Source organism: Gluconobacter kanchanaburiensis NBRC 103587 (genome assembly GCF_007988905.1).
Taxonomy (GTDB): Bacteria; Pseudomonadota; Alphaproteobacteria; order Acetobacterales; family Acetobacteraceae; genus Gluconobacter; species Gluconobacter kanchanaburiensis.
This window is the reverse complement of record NZ_BJVA01000006.1, coordinates 66,535-85,876: the sequence shown is the minus strand read 5'-3', so window position 1 is coordinate 85,876 and position 19,342 is coordinate 66,535. Positions and strand designations below refer to the sequence as shown.

Sequence of the window (19,342 nt, the reverse complement as noted above, 5' to 3'; positions counted from 1 at the left end):
GAGCCGCATGTCTGCCAGCCTGGACAGACCCATTTCCGATCATCCGGCGACGAACAGCACGTCAGTCCAACCCACCCCCGATGAGCGTCTGAAGAAAGCCCAGGAAGCTCTCGTCCGACAGGATGCGCTACAGGCCCTTCTCTTCGCCGGATCTTCCCCGGAACAGGGTCAGGATCTCCCAGCCCTTCATTATGTCCGCGCCCGGGCACTGTTTCACCTTAACCGTTACGATGACTGCGTTCAGGAACTGGAAAAAGCCAGTGCGAATGCCGGTCCTCACGCCGTCTCGCTTATGCTGGACGAAGCCGTGCGCCTCCGCCGGCGCGGCGACCTGCTCCCGCTGCTGAAGCTTTGCCGCAAACGCATGCCCGATGATCCGCGCCTGATGGATGTGGAAGCGACGGTCCTGATCCAGCTCGGTCATTTCAGCGACGCGGAACCCCTTATCCGTCGGAGTCTGCTGATCCGCCCCGGGTCACGCCCCACGCTGAACCTGCTGGCCCTGCTCCTGACCGAGACGGGGCGCTTCAATGAAGCGCTTCAGGTCATGGAGGGTCTGTGCGAAAGCGACCCGGAGGACTGGGAACCGCTGTGCAACATGGCCTGCATCCTCAGTAACGTGGGCCGGATGGACGAAGCTGCCAATCTCTATCGACGTGCCGTTCCCATGGCGCCTAACGATCCCCGGCTGAGACTGAATCACTCCATCACCATGCTCAAGAGCGGCCGGATGGCGCAAGGCTGGGTGGAACATGAATGGCGCTTTGGCCTGCCCGGACATACCAGCATTCCGCTGGACCGCCTTCTTCCAAACATAACGCCCTCCCTCGATCTGAGAGGCAAACGCATCCTCGTCACACAGGAGGAAGGTCTGGGCGATACGCTCATGTATCTGCGTTACATCCCGGCTCTGGCCCGCACGGGAGCAATCATTCACATCTGGGGAACGGAGACACTTGCCGCGCTCTGCGGACGGGTGGAAGGCGTGTCGGCAGTCCAGTTTGGGGGAGAAGCCCCGAATTACGATTATCACTGCCCGTTCATCAGCCTGCCCCGCGCGTTTTCGGGCACAGCTGATGCCATGGGAGCCCCCGTCCCCTATCTGAGTGCCGACCCAGCCAAGGCCGGGATGTGGCGACAGCGTCTTGCGGAAGACCGCAGCCTGAAAGTGGGGCTTGTCTGGGCCGGAGCTGCGCGACCGGAAGATACCGCAGCGCTCATGGTGGACCGACAGCGCTCCATGCCGCTTTCCGTTCTGGCACCGCTGGCCGATATTGAAGGTGTCAGCTTCTATTCACTACAGAAGGATCGGCCGGCAGAACAGATCCCGGATTTTCCGGGAAAACTGACGGATTTTATGCCCGAATGCGGCACAATGGACGACACGGCAGCGCTGATGGTCAATCTGGACCTTATCGTGTCGGTCGATACCTCCGCCGTTCACCTTGCCGGAGGGTTGGGCCGACCCGTCATCATGATGGACCGGCTCAACAACTGCTGGCGCTGGCTCCATGGACGCGACGATACGCCCTGGTATCCGCAGATGAAGATCATCCGCCAGACGCGTTTTGGAGACTGGAGCGATGTTGTCACGCGCGTGAAACGGCAGCTTGAAGATGCCGTTTCCGCCCGGACTACTCAGTAACTGTAACCGTATGACAATCCAATGCTCGACCCCGGATCATTTTCCGGCGTTGTAAAGCCCGTGACCTGTCCGCCCGTACCGACCGTGGTGTTGAACTTCAGACGCTTTGTCAGGTCGATCTGGACCTGTGCCTGTGTACCGGAACCAGACGTCGCCTGTTTGGCGCCGACATAAACGCCCTTCATCACATATTTCCCGGCCTCCACGCTTGTGCCGCCATTGTCTACGCCGCTTCCACCGCCCACAGCCAGCCGGTCCAACCCCAGCAGGTTACGCACCTTGCTCATCGGATCAAAAGCCGAACCGCCCGCAAGCTGAACGACTGCTGCGCCGAGTTCCGCAAGCTGGGTCGTGGAGAGTGAGTGTGAATCCGTACCGAACAGCAGAATGGACAGGACCTGGTCGCGGGGCAGGCTTGGTACGGAAGCAAAGTCAATTTTCGGCGCACTAGCATAGCCCGTCACCAGAAGGCTGGCCAACGTCCCACTAGCATTTCGGTCTGCCCGGAAATCCAGCGTGGGATCGAGCTTGTGGTTCACGCCTGATCCATTGAACGCGACACGACCGTTGGTGAAATTGAGATTGATCCCGCCCAGGTTGAAATTGCCCCGTTTGAGATCAAAGCCGCCATTAAGCGACGGCTCGGCACTGGTCCCGCGCACACGCAGACGTCCCTGCATCTCAGCGAACACACCATGACCCCGCACGAAAAATTCGCCCGGCGAGATTACGTCCACTCCAAGACCAATCACCATACCCGTCCCTGAGGCGGAAGGCGGCTTCTGACCGGGCCGGATGACATCAAGCTGCGGCACAGAAGCAGGCATTGAGTCAGGAATATTGATCGTGGCGTTAGGAATGGTGACTTTGCCGTCCACGTCCAGACGCGTCGTCGCCTGGCCGTGAACATGCAGGTCGGTATCGATGATCGCCGTCAGGAGATCGCTTGAAATCGGTCTCGCCCGATCGGATGTGATATGCAGGTCAACCGGCAGATCCGGCCGGAACGCACCAATATTCCCGTCCAGAGCGATGGTCCCTGCCCCCGCATGGGCCACGATATGGTTGACGGCGATACTGTCGCCGGACGCCACTAGAGCACCATTGATCCGGCTGAGATGCACCCCTTGGGCGTAATGATCGAAGGAGGCATTCTCAAGCGTGACCTGTCCTGTCGCACGAGGCTGTGCGGCGGTGCCAGCAACGTTGAGATTGATGCCAACCTTCCCCGCCATGCCCATACCGCTCGCCCCCAGAACAGCATTCCCGACGGCAAGATCGACATGCCCCGTCATCGCCAGCGCCAGCGCTCCGGTTTTCGAGAGAGGCGCGGTTCCACGCACCGCGAGCGCGACAGACGGGCCGGCACCCAGCGTCGCATCCACCTTCGCGGAATTTCCGCCCAATCCGATATTTGCGAGGATCTGCGCGGCAGGCAGGGAGGCAGCGGGACCGGTCTGCATCCGCAGATCACGTCCGGTGAGAGACACGGTTCCCGTCGGTGCCGCGAGCGTTCCTCCAAGCCGGGCATTGAGCGAAATCGCTCCCGTCGCGGAAAGATCCGGCGCGAAAGGTCTGGCGATCGCGGGCGTCAGATGATCCAGACGCGCCGTCAGCGCGAGCGCGGGTTTCAGGGTTCCCGCGACATCGATCGTCGCGGGCGCAACCCCCTGTGGCGCGAGGGTCGCCAGCAGATGGTCCACGCCCATCGTATTGCCAAACGACACAACAGCCGGTCGGCTTAGACGCACACTTTCCCCCTTCGCCACAGCAGCGAGCCGATCCAGGCGGACCGTTTTATCCGGAATATTCAGAATCAGTGCGGTATCGGCGGTCGCCGGTGCATCCAGCACGTTCTGGAACGCCGCAGTCAGCGCAATCGCCATTGCGGTTTGCGGCCCCTTGATCGTGGCATGCACCTTGCCTGTCATGGCCTGATAGCGCATTCCTGCGAGATCCAGAACCAGTGAAGGCTCCGGCGCGTCGACCGGATTAGCAATGGTTCCGGCGACCTTCAGGGACTGCACGGCGGCATCCGCCATCGACAGCATTCCATCCAGTCCGAGCTTTACGACGGGCGGCGCTCCAGCGGCTTCGGTCGTATGCAGACCCAGCGCCAGATGCCCCGATATCGCCTGACCGATCAGGCGACGAAAATCAGCCAGATTACGGATCGAGACGTCCAGGTCCCCAAGCGGAACCTTCGCTCCTTTAGGCAGACGAATGTTCCCTTTTCCGCTCAGGCTGTTCCAGTCCAGCGTCTTAAGATCGACATGATAGGCGCCTGCCTCATCCTGATGGAGCGCGGCATCGAGCGTGAGCGGTGCATGATCCAGCGTTCCTCCCGCCGTCAGCGTACCATCAGGCCGGGAGGGTAGATGCTGAAAATCGGCCTGGAGTGTTACCGGCCCCTTCGTCACGTCTTTCGTGCCGAAATCGCCCTTCAGCTCCGCCTTGATCGCCAGATCATCCGTCGGCCCTTCGGCAGTTGCTGTCAGGGTCGTGTTGCCAAGAATGGCGGGGCTGGCCTTCGCAAGATCGGGAAGCTGAACGGAAGCCTTCGTCTGCATCCGGTTGCCATGCGCCAGATCGATGACGGACGACACCAGCATATGCAGCGCCGCACCATCCAGCTCAAAGCTTTTCAGCGTCAGAACATTGGCTGGAGACTTTGCAAGACCCAGCGAGAATGTACCGGTTTTGCCAATCAGGTTGAGGGCCTGCGGCTGACCGCCGGTGATAGCCAGAGTTCCGGTGCTGCCAAGCGTCAGGTCGTCATGTTGCGTGACCGGCATGGCGAAATCGGCATGCAGGGCTGCCTTTCCGGCAAGATCCGCACCCCCGGCCGCCGCCAACGGGTGAAGATCAGGAAGATCGAGATCCAGATGGCCCTTCGCCGCAGGCTTGAGGTCGGTCGTCGCTGCGGCATGGAGCAGCGGATGGTCCAGTTTCACCACGACCGGTATCGACGCCGCCAGCGGATGTGCCACGACGTCCAGCGTCAGGGGAGCGGAAGCCAGGATCGTGGGCTGCGAGCCGGGAATGCGCAAACCGTCGAGTTTTGCAGCCAGATGGGCCGTCGTATCGGCCTCGGGAACACGCTCCGAGCCTTCAAACTGCGCGTGAAGATGCCCGATCCCTGCCCCCGCCGCCGTCAGGGCATCAATATCCAGAACCCCATGACCGTTCGGCGCTCTGAGCGGCCCCTGAAGATCCGTATCCAGCGTGATCGCGCTCCATGCGATCCCAGGACGCAGCGTCATGGCCGGCGCATTCGCCTTCACATGCAGATTGCCTGCAATTTTTAGAAGATCCAGCGTGCCCGCGGCAGAAGCCGTAACCGGCCCCGCAGCCAGCCCGAAGTCCAGAACCGCCGCCGTCCGGGGGCCGGTCAGTCTCAGATGCAGATCAGCAGGGTCGAGCTGCGGCATCTGTCCGAGCGTTGTGACAAAGCCGTTCTGCTCCTCGTGGAAACTGGCCGAGACCACGATGCGGTTTTTCGGAGTTTCTACGTTCAGGCTCAGATTGCCCGGCTGGTCAAGGCGCTTGAGTGCCAGTGCCACATCCATGACCGGCAGGGTCTTCACCGTTACACCATCCAGAAACGGTGCAATACTGTGAACATGAGCATAACCGTCTAGCGAAAACGCAGTTGGCGTGACGGTATAATCCGGCCCGATCTCCAGCCTCCCGACATGCAGGGATGCAAGATCAACGCGCAGATGCAGCTTAGAAGGCGCGGTACTAGTTGGGGCAGTCTTGTCAGACGTAGCGTCAGGGGCAGACACCATCTTGCGCAAAACAGCGATCCGCGTCGCACTCAGCGACGTGATCTTCGCGTCCAGATGCAGCAGCGACAGCGGCGACCAACGCAGATCCGCGTTGTCCAGTTCGATCCAGGGGCCCTTCGTGTCCCGGATCAGCAGCTTCGCCATAGCCAGATGATGCGGGAGAAAACCCGAAAGTCCGGAAATCTCGACCATACCACCCGTCAGCGGGCCAATCTTGCGCTCGATCAGCCGCTGGCCGGGCGAGATGTTGATCCCGATCAGAACACCCGTAACCGCCACCGCCGCCAGCCCCACCGGCACAATGACCAGACCGGCGGCAACACGGAGAAGAATTCTGCGAACACGCATCAGAACGTCTCCCCGAGGCCGAAATACAGTTCCCATTTATCGCCATAGGCTGGGCGATTCATCGGGAGCGCCACATCGACGCGGATTGGCCCGATCGGCGTGAAATATCGCACGCCGCCGCCATAACCAACCCGCAGGGTTCCCTGCCCCGGCCGCGAGCCCGTACCCACCTGCCCCGCGTCCACAAATCCGGCCACACCAAGATTCATCGGCAGGCGCTGACGGAACTCGACACTGCCCGCATCCATGGAAGTGCCGCCGATAGCATATTTGGTCTTGCCGTATTGCGGTCCGACACCCTGATAGCGGAACCCGCGCACCGTTGCGGGACCACCAGCATAAAGCCGCTGATCGGGCGGGATCTGATACGTGGATGCGCCCTGCACAGAACCCACAATGCCGCGCACTGCGATCACGCTGCGACCGGGACGGGAAATTCCCAGATGATGCAGGTCGAAATAAGTTGAAACCTGCGCGGATAAAAGCGTGAAGAAAGACGATCCGCTTTCCAGCGATTCCGATGGCGTGACAGATAGCGAAGCGCGCACGCCATGCGTCGCAGGGTCGATCGGGTTGGCAAGCTGCGTGTTGTCAAACGTAGCGTTCAGAGGAGCCGCGATAATGAAATAGCTGCGCGTATCGCCGAACTGCTTGATCTGCTCCTGCTCCCCCAGCACGCCACCCGACACGTTCCAATAGCGCCCGATATGACGGTTGAGACCTGCCCGCCCGATAATGGCAGTCTGATGATAGGAATAGAGAAGCTGGCGGATACCTTCGAGACGCACGCTCAGATTCTGCCCCTTGGACAGAAAATCCGGCTTCATGAAATCCGCATAGACGTCATAACCGAGCCCCTGCTGCGCAGATCCACCCAGACCTGTCACGAGCGCCGTCAGACGGAGCTGTTCGGCATTGCCCAGAAGATTATGGTGCGTCCAGCTCACGCCCACGCGACCGCCAAGATCGGTCGAGTACCCGACCTGTGCTGAGAGCGTACGGCGTTTCGCTTCGCGAAAGCTGAACTCGATCGGCATGGCCTGCAAGACGCCCGGCATCAGGGTCTTTGTGGCCGGGAGCGTCACGATAGGCGGGTTATTGCGCACCTGAACGGACGAAAACACCCCCGTCGCAGCCAGATCCTGCCGCGCTGCCTCGATTCTCGAGGGGCGGTAAATCTCTCCTTCACGCAGCTCAAGCCGGTTCATCAGGTAGGACTGATTGGTCTGTTTCAGACCTGTCATTGCGATCGGCCCGATCACGACCTTCGGTCCACGACTGACTCTGAAAACAATATCCAGCTTCTGATCGTGAGGTCTGAGATAAGCAAGAGGGGTGGAGACGGTCGCGGTGGCGTAACCCTCTTCCTGCAATTCATTGAGCAGGCTGTTCTGGGCTGCCAGTACATCGGCCGCCACCGCAGGTTGCCCCGGCTTCAGTCCAAAAGCCTTAAGCTCTGTTGCCGAAAGGGTCACGGGCTCAGCCTGGGCGATAGCCTGCCCGGATGTGGCGGCGACAGCCGTGCTTGCCGGAGGGGCAGATGTCCGCCCCGATGGCGCCGTACCCTGCGCGGACGTATGTGACACGACGGAAGGCTGCTTCTGAGAGTGCTCGGGAGGCTGTTCCGGAGGCGGCATCGTGAGGACAACGGTGCCCAGACTGAAACGGGGACCGGTCGTCGCCCGAACCGTAATCGCAACCTTCTGGTTTTTTCCAAGCTCTTTGAGAATATCGGGCAGCGCAGGGTCTTTGCCGTCTACAGTCCGCGCACCTGCGTGCACGCTGATCGTAACCGCACCCGCGTAATAACCCTGCGATTCAAGAGCGCCCGTCACACGCTCGTAATCGCTGCGGATACGTCCGGCCAAAGCGTAAGCACCTACGGTATGAGACGTCTGAAGCGATTTGAGCTGGGAGGATGCCACAATAGCTGCATCCAGATCGGGCTGTGTCGTCGGCGTCAGTGTTACGGTGTACGGGATGGCCGGATCAGACGTACCGTCGGTAATGGGTTTCGCGTCCCTGGCGGACCCAGACGCTTTTCCCTGCGCTGAAAACGGCACGCAGAATGTCGCCACGATACCTAGTGCGCAGGACATCGACACGAATGACGCAGAAATGGAAACTGGGCGGCAGCCTGACTTCACCATGCATCCTGAAATCTGTCGTGAATACATTTCCGCCCCCGAGGGGCGGACACGAGATCGCAGACCGGACAAAGCGGCTGCTCTTCTTCGAGGAACCTTGCGAGACGTTTCCTGTCAAGTCCTCCCGGACGGGAGCGGTCCGGAAAAATATCCTCGCGGCAGCCACATTCCCTCTGCCTGCCCCACATTGGAGCAAAGCTCCACCGTCGACCACATTAAATGCGACCCACATAAACAAGATTGTATCCGGCTCGCGAAAACCGTATCACTCAGCACCCATGTCCCATCGTGATGCCAAGCCCTCGAACGGCCGACGCTCCCAGAGCCGTCCCGTCCTGGACGAAAATGCCGCTTTTCCGGCTTTTCAACCGACAACCCGCTCTTCGCTCTACAGCCGTCTGCGCTGTGCGGTCCGTCTTTCGCTCGTGCTGGTCTGGGCTTTCGTGACATGCAGCATACAGGCGGTTCTGATCCGCCTTCCCGGACGTCTGAAAATCGTGATGCCACGCCTTTTCTGGAAAGGCGTATGTCGAATTCTGGGAATTAAGATCCGGGTCCTCGGCCAGAGCGCAGGCGGCGTACGCACGGCAAGGGATGTCCGGGAAGGACAGCGTCCCGTGGTGTTCGTCGCCAATCACTGTTCGTGGCTCGACATCGCCGTTATCGGAAGCGAATTGCCCGTGGTGTTCGTCGCCAAAGGCGAAGTGGGGAAATGGCCACTCATCGGTACGGCGTCCCGCCTGGGCCGCACGATTTTCGTCAGCCGCAACCGGCGGGAAACAGGACGCGAGCTTCAGGACATGGCCGCGCGCCTATGGGACGGAGACGACATCGTACTGTTCCCGGAGGGGACGTCATCAGATGGTTCGCGCGTGCTGCCATTCCTGTCCTCGTTTTTCGCCGTCGCCAAACCCGGCCGACTGGAACAGATCGGACTGCCGAAAGCTCCTCCCGTGCTGATTCAGCCGGTTTCAGTCGTCTATGACAGTCTTGAGGGACTTCCCGTCGGCCGCAGCCGCCGGAATGTCTTCTCTTGGTATGGAGACATGGATCTTGCGCCACATCTGTGGTCCTTCGGGCAATGGCGATCCATGGGAGCCTCTCTGATGCTGCATGAACCCATCACCCCTGATGAGTTCCTCTCACGCAAAGACCTGTCCCGGGCGACGTATGAAGCTGTGAATACAGGTGCCGCAGACCTGCGCCGCGGTCGGCAGAAGGTGAACGCTTCTTGAAAAAGCACTTCAAAACCGAAGCCGCCAGCATGTTTGTCTTGACTTGAAGCCTGCCCACACGCCAATTTCACAACACGATGCGGCGGCAATTTCGCCTTCGTGTCCGGAGATGGTATTGCCCATTCAGGCCCGTCTGATAATCCGTCGGACCGACGCATCTGGCATCCCGTTCTCCGGAACAGACATGCCTCGGAGGATGCCTGTTCCGACATCTGCGCCTGACTCCGCCATTTCCGGACCGATACCTTGACGACTGTTCCGACTTCTTCAGATCTACCTGTCTCTTCAGGAACCGCACCACGCGGCCTTCATGTCATTACATGGGGCTGTCAGATGAATGTCTATGACAGCGCACGCATGGCCGATGTCCTGCGCCCGCTGGGCTATGGGCCGGTTGAGCGCCCTGAAGACGCGGACATGGTCATCCTCAACACCTGCCATATCCGCGAACGGGCGACTGAAAAAGTCTTTTCCGAGCTTGGACGTCTGCGCAAGATCCGTGACGAACGGATAAGCAATGGGGCTGATCGGACCATCATCGCGGTTGCGGGATGCGTCGCGCAGGCCGAGGGGGAGGTCATCCTCTCCCGCGCACCCTATGTCGATCTGGTTCTCGGTCCGCAGACCTATCACAAGCTGCCCGAAATGGTCGCCCGCGCTGCACGTGCCGGCGGTGCCGTGATCGAAACGGACTTCCCGGTCGAGCAGAAATTCGATTTCCTGCCCACGGAGGCCGCTCCCCAGACGCAGGGCAACCTCACGGCGTTCCTCACCATTCAGGAAGGCTGTGACAAGTTCTGCTCGTTCTGCGTCGTGCCCTACACCCGTGGCGCGGAAACGAGCCGTCCAGTCTCATCCGTTCTGGCAGAAGCTCGACGGATGGCGGAAAGCGGCGTCCGTGAAATCACGCTGCTCGGGCAGAACGTGAACGCTTATCACGGCGATGACGACAACGGCGGAAGTGCGACGCTTGCCGGACTGGTCGAGCAACTCGCCCAGATTCCGGGCCTGGGCCGCATCCGGTACATGACGTCCCATCCGCGAGATGTGGATCAGAGCCTGATCGACGCACACAGGGACAATCCAGCGCTCATGCCGTTCCTACATCTGCCGGTGCAGAGCGGTTCGGATCGGATCCTCAAGGCCATGAACCGTGGTCATACGGCCGACGAATACCGCGAAAGCGTCCGCAGGCTGCGCGAAGCCCGCCCGGATCTGGCCCTGTCTTCCGATTTCATTGTCGGTCATCCCGGCGAGACGGAAGAGGATTTCGAGGCGACCATGCAGCTCGTGCGCGATATCGGTTTCGCCATGGCCTACAGCTTCAAGTATTCTCCACGTCCGGGCACACCCGCTGCCGGTCAGCCGATGCAGGTGCCCGAGGACGTGAAGGATCGTCGTCTGGCCGAGTTGCAGGCGCTTCTGCGCGAACAGCAGGACGCTTTCAATGCCGACATGGTCGGGACGGTGCAGGAAATCCTGGTGACGAACCGCGGCCGCAAGCCCGGCCAGATCGCCGGGCGATCACCTTACCTACAACCCGTTCATTTCGACGGTCCCGACCATCTGATCGGCTCTACAGTAAAAGTCGCGATTACAACGCGCCGCACCAACTCTCTGGGCGGCACCCTGATCCGGGAGACAGCCTCCGCTTGCTGACAACGCACCCGACCCGTCCCGTCGCCACCAGCAGTGGTTCCGAAGGCAACCGCACCGTTGCTCTTCGTTTCAGCGATAACATCCTGCTCCAGCGCCTGCTAGGAGACCATGATAGGCACCTTGTCCGGCTTGAAGAAGGGTTCAACGTCAAACTCTCCTGCCGTGGCAACAAGATTGCTATTTCCGGCGAAACAGACACTGTCGGGCGGGCGCAGGCAGCCATTATCGCGCTATACAACCAGCTCGAACAGGGCGGTACGATCGATGCCTCGCAGGTCGATGGCGTCATTCGCCTCACCGCTCTACCGAGCCGTCCCGAACGGCCGAGTGATACACGACAAGCCCGTCCGACGGCTTCGCAGGAGCCTCCTCCACGCGGCAATAGCCAGCGCCGCCCGGAAAAAACTAACGGCAAGCAGCCCCCCCTGCCCGCCAGCCCGTTCGGAGATCTGCCTGCCATTCGCACCAAGCGCGGCGTAATCGCGCCACGTTCGCACGGTCAGGCCGCCTATATGGAAATGCTGGCCAATACCGACATGGTGTTCGGCATCGGTCCGGCGGGTACGGGCAAAACCTATCTCGCCGTCGCACAAGCCGTCGGCATGCTGCTCGCGGGACAGGTGGACCGGATCGTACTGTCGCGTCCGGCGGTTGAGGCCGGTGAACGCCTCGGCTTCCTGCCGGGTGACATGCGTGAAAAGATCGACCCCTATCTGCGCCCGCTCTACGACGCTCTGCATGACATGATGCCGGGCGATCAGGTGGTGCGCCGTATGGGGACGGGTGAGATCGAAGTGGCCCCCCTCGCCTTCATGCGCGGACGCACGCTCGCTCATTCCTACGTCATTCTGGACGAAGCCCAGAATACGACTGCAGCCCAGATGAAGATGTTCCTTACCCGTATGGGTGAGGGGACACGCATGGCCATTACAGGAGATCTGAGTCAGATCGACCTTCCGAATGGTGTATCATCCGGTTTGCGTGAAGCGGTCGAGACCCTCGAAGGCATCAAGGGAATCGGCATAACGCGTTTTTCTTCAGAAGATGTGGTGCGCCATCCGCTGGTCGCGCGCATCGTCGATGCCTATGAACAGAAAGCGCCAGCCCCGCGGGACGTCTTCCGCAACAGGCTGCGCCGGGAAAACAATGGAACCTCCAAGTCGACACGTCGGTACTGACATCATCATCGAGGACGCCCGCTGGCGCGCCTCGGTTCCGGGAACGGAGCGTGCAATCCGGCGTGCACTCGTCGCGGTCGCCCGCCAGGGTGGCCCCGATTTCACACAGTCTCCGGCCCCTTCGATCCTTCTGGCAACGGACAGGGTCGTCAAGCGACTCAATGCGCGCTTCCGGGATCGCAACAAGCCGACGAACGTTCTGACGTTCGAACCGGTTTCGCCGGCTCATGGCGGAGATATCGTGCTGGGCTACGAGACCGTGCAGCGCGAGGCTGTTGCCGCAAAGCGCTCCCTCAAGGCACATCTGACGCATCTCGTCGTCCACGGTGCCCTGCATCTTGCCGGCTACGACCATCACCACCCCGGCGAGGCCCGGGAAATGGAAGGTGTAGAGACCCGGACACTGCGCTCCCTCGGTTTTGGTGATCCATGGAAGCAGGGTAATGGACAGCAGGCGGGGAGTGTGCGGGTATGAGCGACGATTCAAACGACCGTCTGTCCGACGAAAGCGGCAAAAGTCGCTCGTCCCGTGGAATATTCGGCCTTTTCAACCGCCGCAGCCGGGATCAGGGCTTACGGGAATCCATAGCTACCCTCGTCCATGAGGCCAGCCAGCCCACGGAAGACACGACCGACGCGCCCGAGCTGGACCGCCAGGAACGCGCCCTCATCATGAACGTGCTGCGTCTGCGCGACATCACGGCAGATGACGTCATGATCCCACGGGCAGATATCATTGCCATGCCCGAAGCGCTTCCATTTGGCGAAGCGCTGGATCTGATGAGACGGGAAAACCACTCCCGCCTTCCTGTTTACCGCGACCAGCTCGACGACATTGCGGGCATGATCCATGTGAAGGACCTGATCGCCTATGTCGGCGAGCCGGAGGCTTTCGACATTCGCCCGCTCCTGCGCCAGCCGCTGATGATCGCACCGACCATCCCGGTGCTGGATCTGCTGCTCCAGATGCGCCAGCGCCAGATGCACATGGCTCTTGTCATCGACGAATACGGCAGCATTGACGGGCTCGTGACGATCGAAGATCTGATCGAAACCATCGTGGGAGACATTTCGGATGAACATGACGATCCTGTCACAACCATGTGGGTTGAGCGTCAGGATGGATCGTTCGATATCGATGCACGCCTTCCCGTCCGACAACTTGAAGAACGGTTGGGAGCCGTCCTGACCGATGCCGAACGAGAGGCCGAAATCGAAACGGTAGGTGGGCTGGTGTTCCGTCTGGCTGAGCATGTTCCCGCACGGGACGAGGTGCTCACTCATGAAAGTGGCCTCGAGTTCCGTGTTCTGGACGCGGATGCGCGACACATCCGCTCGCTACGGATGCGCGTTCCGGAAGGCTGGGAAAACAAACCGCTTCCGGCTCTGAAAACACAGGAAGACGATCGGAGCTCTTGACGGGGCGCCCTGTTCGTCGTTCGAGTATCACATTGTTTCCAGCGGAGCCCTGCCTATGCCTGCCCCCCGGCTTCTTGGCCGCCGTACCCTCCTCGTATCCGGAATGGCCGTCGCAGCTGCTGCGGCAGCACCGTTCGCAAGAGCAGACGACGTGCCCGCCAGCGACCCGCGCATGGGACCACGCGTTATCGGCTCGCCAGAGGCGAAGGTCATTGTAGACGAATGGCTCTCCCTGACCTGTTCGCACTGTGCACATTTCTCGCGGGAAATCTTTCCGCAGGTTCGCAAAAACCTGATCGACACGGGCAAGATCCGCTATCGCTTCCATGATTTCCCGATCGATCAGGTGGCGTTGCTGGCTGCCATGGTGGCCCGCTCCCTGCCAGTGAACCGCTACGAAGCCTTCGTGACGGATCTTCTCGACCATCAGGACGAATGGGCTTTCGCACAGAATATCGATCCGGTTACAGAGCTGAAGAAACGCGCCGCAATATTCGGTGTGAACTCAGCGGAGTTCGACCACATTAATGCCGATAATGCCCTGCGTGAGGCCATTATCAACAAGCAGGATCACGACGGCGCTTTCCTCCAGATCTCTGGCACGCCATATTTCCGTATCAATGATGTTCCCGCCCCCAGTGTGGTCGGGAGCTATGATGATTTCGCCAAAGCAGTCGCAAAGGCCTCCTGAATGACCCGTCTTTCCCTGTCCCGCCGCTTTTTCGTCTCCGCCGCTCCGGCGCTCGCCGTTGCAGGCAGTGTGACCGCATCGCATGCTGCTGATGCGGCAGATCCTCGCCTCAGCCCGCGCATCATCGGCAACCCGAACGCCAAGGTTCTGGTCCAGGAGTGGTTTTCTCTGACCTGTACGCATTGCGCCCATTTCGCGACGGAAGAGTTTCCCCAGATCAAGGAAAAGCTGATCGATACGGGAAAGATCCGCTACCAGTTCCATGATTTCTGTGGCGATCGCGTTGGCCTGACGGCGGCAATGGTTGCGCGTTCCCTGCCGGAAGAACGCTACGTCCCATTCATCGAGGCCCTCTTTTCGAGCCAGATGCAGTGGGCCTTCGCCTCCGGTGGCGATCCGATGCAGCGCCTTAAGCAGATGTCCGCCCTCGCCGGAGTTTCCGCCGCGCAGTTCGATGCCATCAGCAAGGACAACGTTTTCGCCGAGGCCCTGTTTGATCAGGTGAAGAAGGATTCGGACACCTACAACATCCAGGGCACGCCGTATTTCCGGCTCAATAACACGCATTACGATCAGGACCCGGAAACCTACGAAAAATTTGCCGATCTCGTCGCCAAAGCGTCCTGATCAACTCCACTTAGGACCGGTATTTCCTTTCCCCGATGTCTAGCAGCACCACGACGATCGACCGCCTGAGCATCGGCGGTTTCAAGAGTTTCGCCGATGAGGTGCGTCTCGATATCCTTCCAGGTCTGACGGGGATCATCGGGCCGAATGGCTGTGGCAAATCCAATGTCGTCGAGGGGCTACGATGGGCGATGGGCGAAACCTCCGCCCGCGCCCTTCGAGGGGGGGAACTCGACGATCTGATTTTCGCGGGGACTGGGGCACGCTCAGCCCGAAACCTCGCACAGGTCACGCTCCATCTCAGTAACGCGGCCGGTCTGGCGCCTTCCCCCTTCCAGGACGCGGAAGAACTGGAAATCACACGCCGCGCCGAACGCGGCTCAGGCAGCGAATACCGGATCAATGGCCGCGTCATGCGGGCACGGGACGTCCAGACCCTGTTTGCCGATCTGGCGTCCGGTGCCCGCAGTTCCGCCATCATCAGTCAGAACCGCGTCGGCCAGCTCATTGCAGCCAAACCTGAAGAACGCCGCCTGCTGCTGGAAGAAGCCGCGGGCATCACCGGGCTGCACGCCCGGCGGCACGACGCCGAACTCAAACTGCGCCAAACCGAGACGAATCTTTCCCGCGCCGAAGACCTGCGCCTTCAGCTCGAGGAACGGCTGACAAGCCTTGAAGGCCAGACCGCACAGGCGCGGAAATATCGTGAAATATCAGAAAAAATTCGCCTGACGGAGACAGAGCTTCACGCACTGCTTCACGCCCGCGCCAACCTTGCGGTACAGCGCAGCCGCGACGATCTGGCCAAGGCCCGCGAAGCTTTAAAAAAAGCAGAAGCTGATGCGGAAGCCGCTGCAATTACCGAATTCGAGACACGCAAGGCCGCCCCGGAAGCACGTGAAGAGACGGACCGCCTTCGCAGCGCCCTGGAACGCCTCAAAGTCCAGTCCGAAACACTGAAACAGGACTTCGAACGCGCGCAACAAACCGAGCTTGAAACCCGTCTTCGCCTCGAACAGGCGCAGGACGATCTGGCCCGAAGCGAGCGTAGTCTTTCAGACGACCGGGAAAGTCTTGCGGTCGCAACACAGGACCAAGCCGCCCTTCATGAGGAGGCAACCACACTGCCGGGCAGACTGCACGTCTGCAGGACCGAGATCGCACATTTGGCCTCGACGGAAAAGGATCAGGCGACCGAACTGGAAAACGCGATCCGTGTGCGGGATGCGGAAGCCATCCGGCGGGATACCGTCATGCAGGGGCTCGATTCCCTGACGATCCGACTGGATACGGAAATCGCCTCCCTTCAGAGCCTTGAGGCGGAAATTATCGTTCTGGAAAGGGCTGCACCAGATCAACAGGCTTTGGAGACTTTGCGAAATGAAGTCTTATCAATGCAGACGCAATCCGCGTCCGACAGTGAGCGTGAGCATGACTGCACAGAAGCCCTCCATGACGCACGCCTGAAAGCCGAGTTGGACAGCCGCGCTCTGACGGAAGGAAAAAGCCGTCTCGAAGCCCTTCTGGCCAACGAAGCCGATCTGGACAGGCGCATCCAGACCACGGGAAGCCAGATACGGCAGGATCAGGCGGCGCAAGACACCGCACGAGAGACGTTGCTCAGTGACGAGATGCGCTTCGAACTGGAGGATGCCTGCGAAAAGATCGCAACGAACCTCGATCAGGCGCAGAAGCAGGAAAAAGACGCCCTGCAGGAACAGGAAACCTGTAGCACGCGGTGGCTGGAAGCACGGGCGGCGGCAGAAGAGGGAACTCAGCGTCAGAAAGCGCTTGTCCGCGCGGTCGAACAGAGCCAAAGCATTCTCGAGCAGGCCCGTCATAAGGCGATGGCAGCGGCAACGATCGAAGCCTCTGCGGAAACCGGCCTCGTTCCGGATGAAACGCTTCAGGCAGCACGCAACGCCGTTCTTGAAAAAGAAAAGCAGCTGGATACACTCCAAACAGCACTTGTGAAGACTGAAGCCACTCTCGCCCGTGCCCAGGAGCGTGAAAACAGCGCGCGGCAGGCACTGGCTGAACTGGAGACACTCATCCTACGCACGCAGGGTGAATGTGACGGTCTTGAGCAGGCGCTGGGTAGTGTTGCCGCACAGCCGGAGCCGCTTGAAAGCGTACTGGATCTCCCTGCGGATCTGGTTCCCGCCGTGGCAGCCGTTCTGGCCGATGGGCTTGATGCATCTCTTGCGCCTGACACAATTCCCGCAGACCGTCGCTGGCGCATGCTGGAAGGGCTGGAAACACAAAGCCCGCCAGCAGGTCGGCCGCTCTCCGCGTTCCTTCAGGTGCCCGAGGCCCTGCATCGTTGTCTGAGCGCGGCATTCCTCCTCGAGGATGAGTCCGCTGGACCGTCATTGCAGAAAACCCTCCTGCCAGGGCAGGTTCTTGTCTGCCGCAGCGGCGCTTTATGGCGCTGGGACGGTTTTACGCGCTCTGCCGACGCGCCCGATCCCGGAGCAATCCGTTTTGAGCAGCGTCAGCGCCTCACGGAAAATCTGGCTCTCCTCACATCCCATAAGGCGGCACAGCCGGCTCTGAGCGCAGCCTATGCCGAAACCATCCAGACACGTGAACAAGCTGTGTCCACACTGTCCACGCTTCGCCGGGACCGTGCGACGCTTGAGCCGCAACTGGCAGAAGCCCGTACAGCCGCGTCCCGGCTCGAACAGAAAGCCGCACTGGCGCGCAACCAGTGGGAACAGGCCAGTCAGCATCGTCAGGGAGCTGAAGAGGCCCTGACCGCTGCCCGTTCCACTCATACCCAGGCCGAATCCGAACTCGCCGCGTATCCCGCGCCTGATGCTCTTCAGGCTACAGCCCTGACCTGCGCGCAGGAGGCCGAAAAGGCCCGCGAGGCATACAGGAACGCCAGCAACCTCGTTCAGGACAGCCGGAATGCCGCGGATGCCGCGGCCCGGACCCTTGATCAGGCCGTGCTACGGCATGACGCAACGCTGACGCGGCTGCAGGATCTCGCGGACAGTCTGGCCCGTCTGAAAGACGAGCAGGAACGCCTCACAAGCCAGAGACAGGCTCTCCGCGAAAAAAATACCAGACCGGATGTAGAGAGCCTTTCTGCGGCTGCCGACGCATCACGTCGTATTTTTGAGCGCGTCAGTGCGGAGGCCGACATTGCATCTCAAAACGCACGGGCCAGTCGTGAACAGTCGGAAACGCTCGCCCGCCGACTTCAAGGCCATGAACAGGCCGCCGCTACGGCACAGGCACGCCGCTCCGCCCTCATCCCCCGCCAGAAAGACCTTAATGCCCTGATTGAGCGCCTGCGGGCAGACCACGCGAAACAATCGGACGAACTGACGCAACGCCCGGACCCTGCTGTGCTGGAACAGACAGTCCGCGATGCAACTGACGTCCTCAGGCAGACACGCGCCGGTCTGGAAACACTCCGAACGCAGGAAAGCCATTTCGCACTTGAAGAAGTCCGCCTGACGGGCGCGCTGGCCGCGGCACATGCCAGCATCGAGACCTTGCAACAGCGGATCCGGGAGGCTGAACCCGCTCTGGCGGACCTGCGGGCCCGGCGTGACCTGCTGGAAGAAAGCCTGCGGACCGTTGCTGCTGTTCCGACCGAATTGCAGAACAGACTGGCCAGACACGATCAGACGCTTGCAGAGACTCAGGAAGCTTACGACGATGCGCGCGCACGGGATGAAGCCGCAGGCGCCGCCGGACTGGAAGCCCTGGAAAAGCGCCGGAGTGCCGACCTTGCTCTGGCGGCAGCTCGCGAGGCCATTGCGCGACTGAAGGAACGGGCCGAACAGGCTGTCGCTGCCCGGGAGCGTCTGCTTGCAGAGAGCGATCCGCCGGAAGGAGCGGCACAGGGCGCATCATACCCGTCCGATTTGTCCGAGCAGGCCGAGACCTCCACCCGACGTCGCCTTTCCCGTCTGGTCCGCGAGCGTGAAGATCTCGGAGCCGTCAACCTTCGGGCGGAAGCCGAATTTGAGGAAGCGCGTGAGACGGCAGAAACCATCGCGCGCGAACATGCGGAGCTTACTGCAGCCATCAATCGCCTCAGGGGAGGGATCGGGACGATCAACCGGGAGGGTCGCGAGCGCCTGCTAGCAGTCTTCACTGAGGTGGATCGCCATTTCCAGTCCCTGTTCGCCCGCATGTTCGGGGGTGGTCGCGCCCATCTCGGTATGGTTGGCAGCGACGATCCATTGGAAGCGGGGCTGGAAATCTTTGCACAGCCTCCGGGCAAGAAACTTTCCACCCTGTCCCTGCTCTCCGGTGGCGAACAGGCGCTGACAGCGCTGTCGCTGATCTTTGCGACCTTCCGCTGCAACCCGGCTCCGATCTGCGTGCTCGACGAAGTCGACGCGCCGCTTGACGACGCGAATGTCGAGCGTTTCTGCTCCCTGCTGTCCGATATGACGAAAGAAGCGGGAACACGTTTTCTCGTCGTGACACATCATCAACTGACGATGGCGCATATGGATCGTCTATACGGCGTCACGATGCAGGAGCGCGGTGTCAGTCGCGTCCTCTCGGTCGATCTGGGGCATGCGACGGCCCTTGTGGACGGCTGACATCAGATTTCTGAAACAGATAAATTGACGT

At 60.7% G+C, this 19,342-nt stretch carries 11 protein-coding genes; 9 read left to right on the top strand and 2 right to left on the bottom strand.

Annotated elements, in window-relative coordinates; genetic code table 11:
- Window positions 1–7: 7 nt before the first annotated feature.
- Window positions 8–1,645, top strand: coding sequence for a tetratricopeptide repeat protein (locus GKA01_RS06640; protein ID WP_146860456.1), 1,638 nt, complete (start codon window positions 8–10; stop codon window positions 1,643–1,645).
- On the opposite strand, the gene GKA01_RS06635 is transcribed toward GKA01_RS06640, so the two are convergent.
- Together GKA01_RS06635 and GKA01_RS06630 are read right to left on the bottom strand one after the other, a co-directional pair.
- Complete coding sequence (locus GKA01_RS06635) at window positions 1,639–5,784, bottom strand: translocation/assembly module TamB domain-containing protein (protein WP_146860453.1); 4,146 nt, start codon at window positions 5,782–5,784, stop codon at window positions 1,639–1,641. The two genes, GKA01_RS06640 and GKA01_RS06635, sit on opposite strands and share 7 nt — an antisense overlap.
- Window positions 5,784–7,934 carry an autotransporter assembly complex protein TamA gene (locus GKA01_RS06630; RefSeq protein WP_228119696.1) on the bottom strand — a complete coding sequence of 717 codons (2,151 nt, stop codon included), beginning with the start codon at window positions 7,932–7,934 and terminating at the stop codon, window positions 5,784–5,786. The genes GKA01_RS06635 and GKA01_RS06630 overlap by 1 nt, the downstream gene beginning before the upstream one ends.
- Before the next feature lie 275 nt (window positions 7,935–8,209).
- Between GKA01_RS06630 and GKA01_RS06625 the strand changes: the two genes are divergently transcribed.
- From GKA01_RS06625 to GKA01_RS06590, 8 genes are all read left to right on the top strand, one after another.
- The gene (locus GKA01_RS06625) at window positions 8,210–9,166 is read left to right on the top strand and encodes a lysophospholipid acyltransferase family protein (protein ID WP_146860447.1); all 957 of its coding nucleotides are present in this window, start codon (window positions 8,210–8,212) and stop codon (window positions 9,164–9,166) included.
- A 246-nt stretch (window positions 9,167–9,412) separates the two neighbouring features.
- Complete coding sequence (miaB, locus tag GKA01_RS06620; RefSeq protein WP_146860444.1) at window positions 9,413–10,825, top strand: tRNA (N6-isopentenyl adenosine(37)-C2)-methylthiotransferase MiaB; 1,413 nt, start codon at window positions 9,413–9,415, stop codon at window positions 10,823–10,825.
- A complete protein-coding gene (locus GKA01_RS06615) occupies window positions 10,819–12,003 on the top strand; it encodes a PhoH family protein (RefSeq protein WP_146860441.1) in 1,185 nt (394 codons plus the stop codon). Before miaB ends, GKA01_RS06615 begins: the two co-directional genes overlap by 7 nt.
- On the top strand, window positions 11,972–12,478 hold the full coding sequence (gene ybeY, locus GKA01_RS06610) for an rRNA maturation RNase YbeY (protein WP_146860438.1): 507 nt from the start codon (window positions 11,972–11,974) through the stop codon (window positions 12,476–12,478). The genes GKA01_RS06615 and ybeY overlap by 32 nt, the downstream gene beginning before the upstream one ends.
- Window positions 12,475–13,422 (top strand): hemolysin family protein, encoded by a 948-nt coding sequence (locus GKA01_RS06605; protein ID WP_146860435.1) that lies wholly within the window; start codon window positions 12,475–12,477, stop codon window positions 13,420–13,422. The genes ybeY and GKA01_RS06605 overlap by 4 nt, the downstream gene beginning before the upstream one ends.
- Window positions 13,423–13,477: 55 nt before the next feature.
- The gene (locus GKA01_RS06600) at window positions 13,478–14,113 is read left to right on the top strand and encodes a DsbA family protein (protein ID WP_146860432.1); all 636 of its coding nucleotides are present in this window, start codon (window positions 13,478–13,480) and stop codon (window positions 14,111–14,113) included.
- Window positions 14,114–14,740, top strand: coding sequence for a thioredoxin domain-containing protein (locus GKA01_RS06595; RefSeq protein ID WP_146860429.1), 627 nt, complete (start codon window positions 14,114–14,116; stop codon window positions 14,738–14,740). It begins immediately after the preceding gene.
- Between the two features lie 35 nt (window positions 14,741–14,775).
- Window positions 14,776–19,311 carry an AAA family ATPase gene (locus GKA01_RS06590; protein WP_146860426.1) on the top strand — a complete coding sequence of 1,512 codons (4,536 nt, stop codon included), beginning with the start codon at window positions 14,776–14,778 and terminating at the stop codon, window positions 19,309–19,311.
- Window positions 19,312–19,342 lie beyond the last annotated feature (31 nt).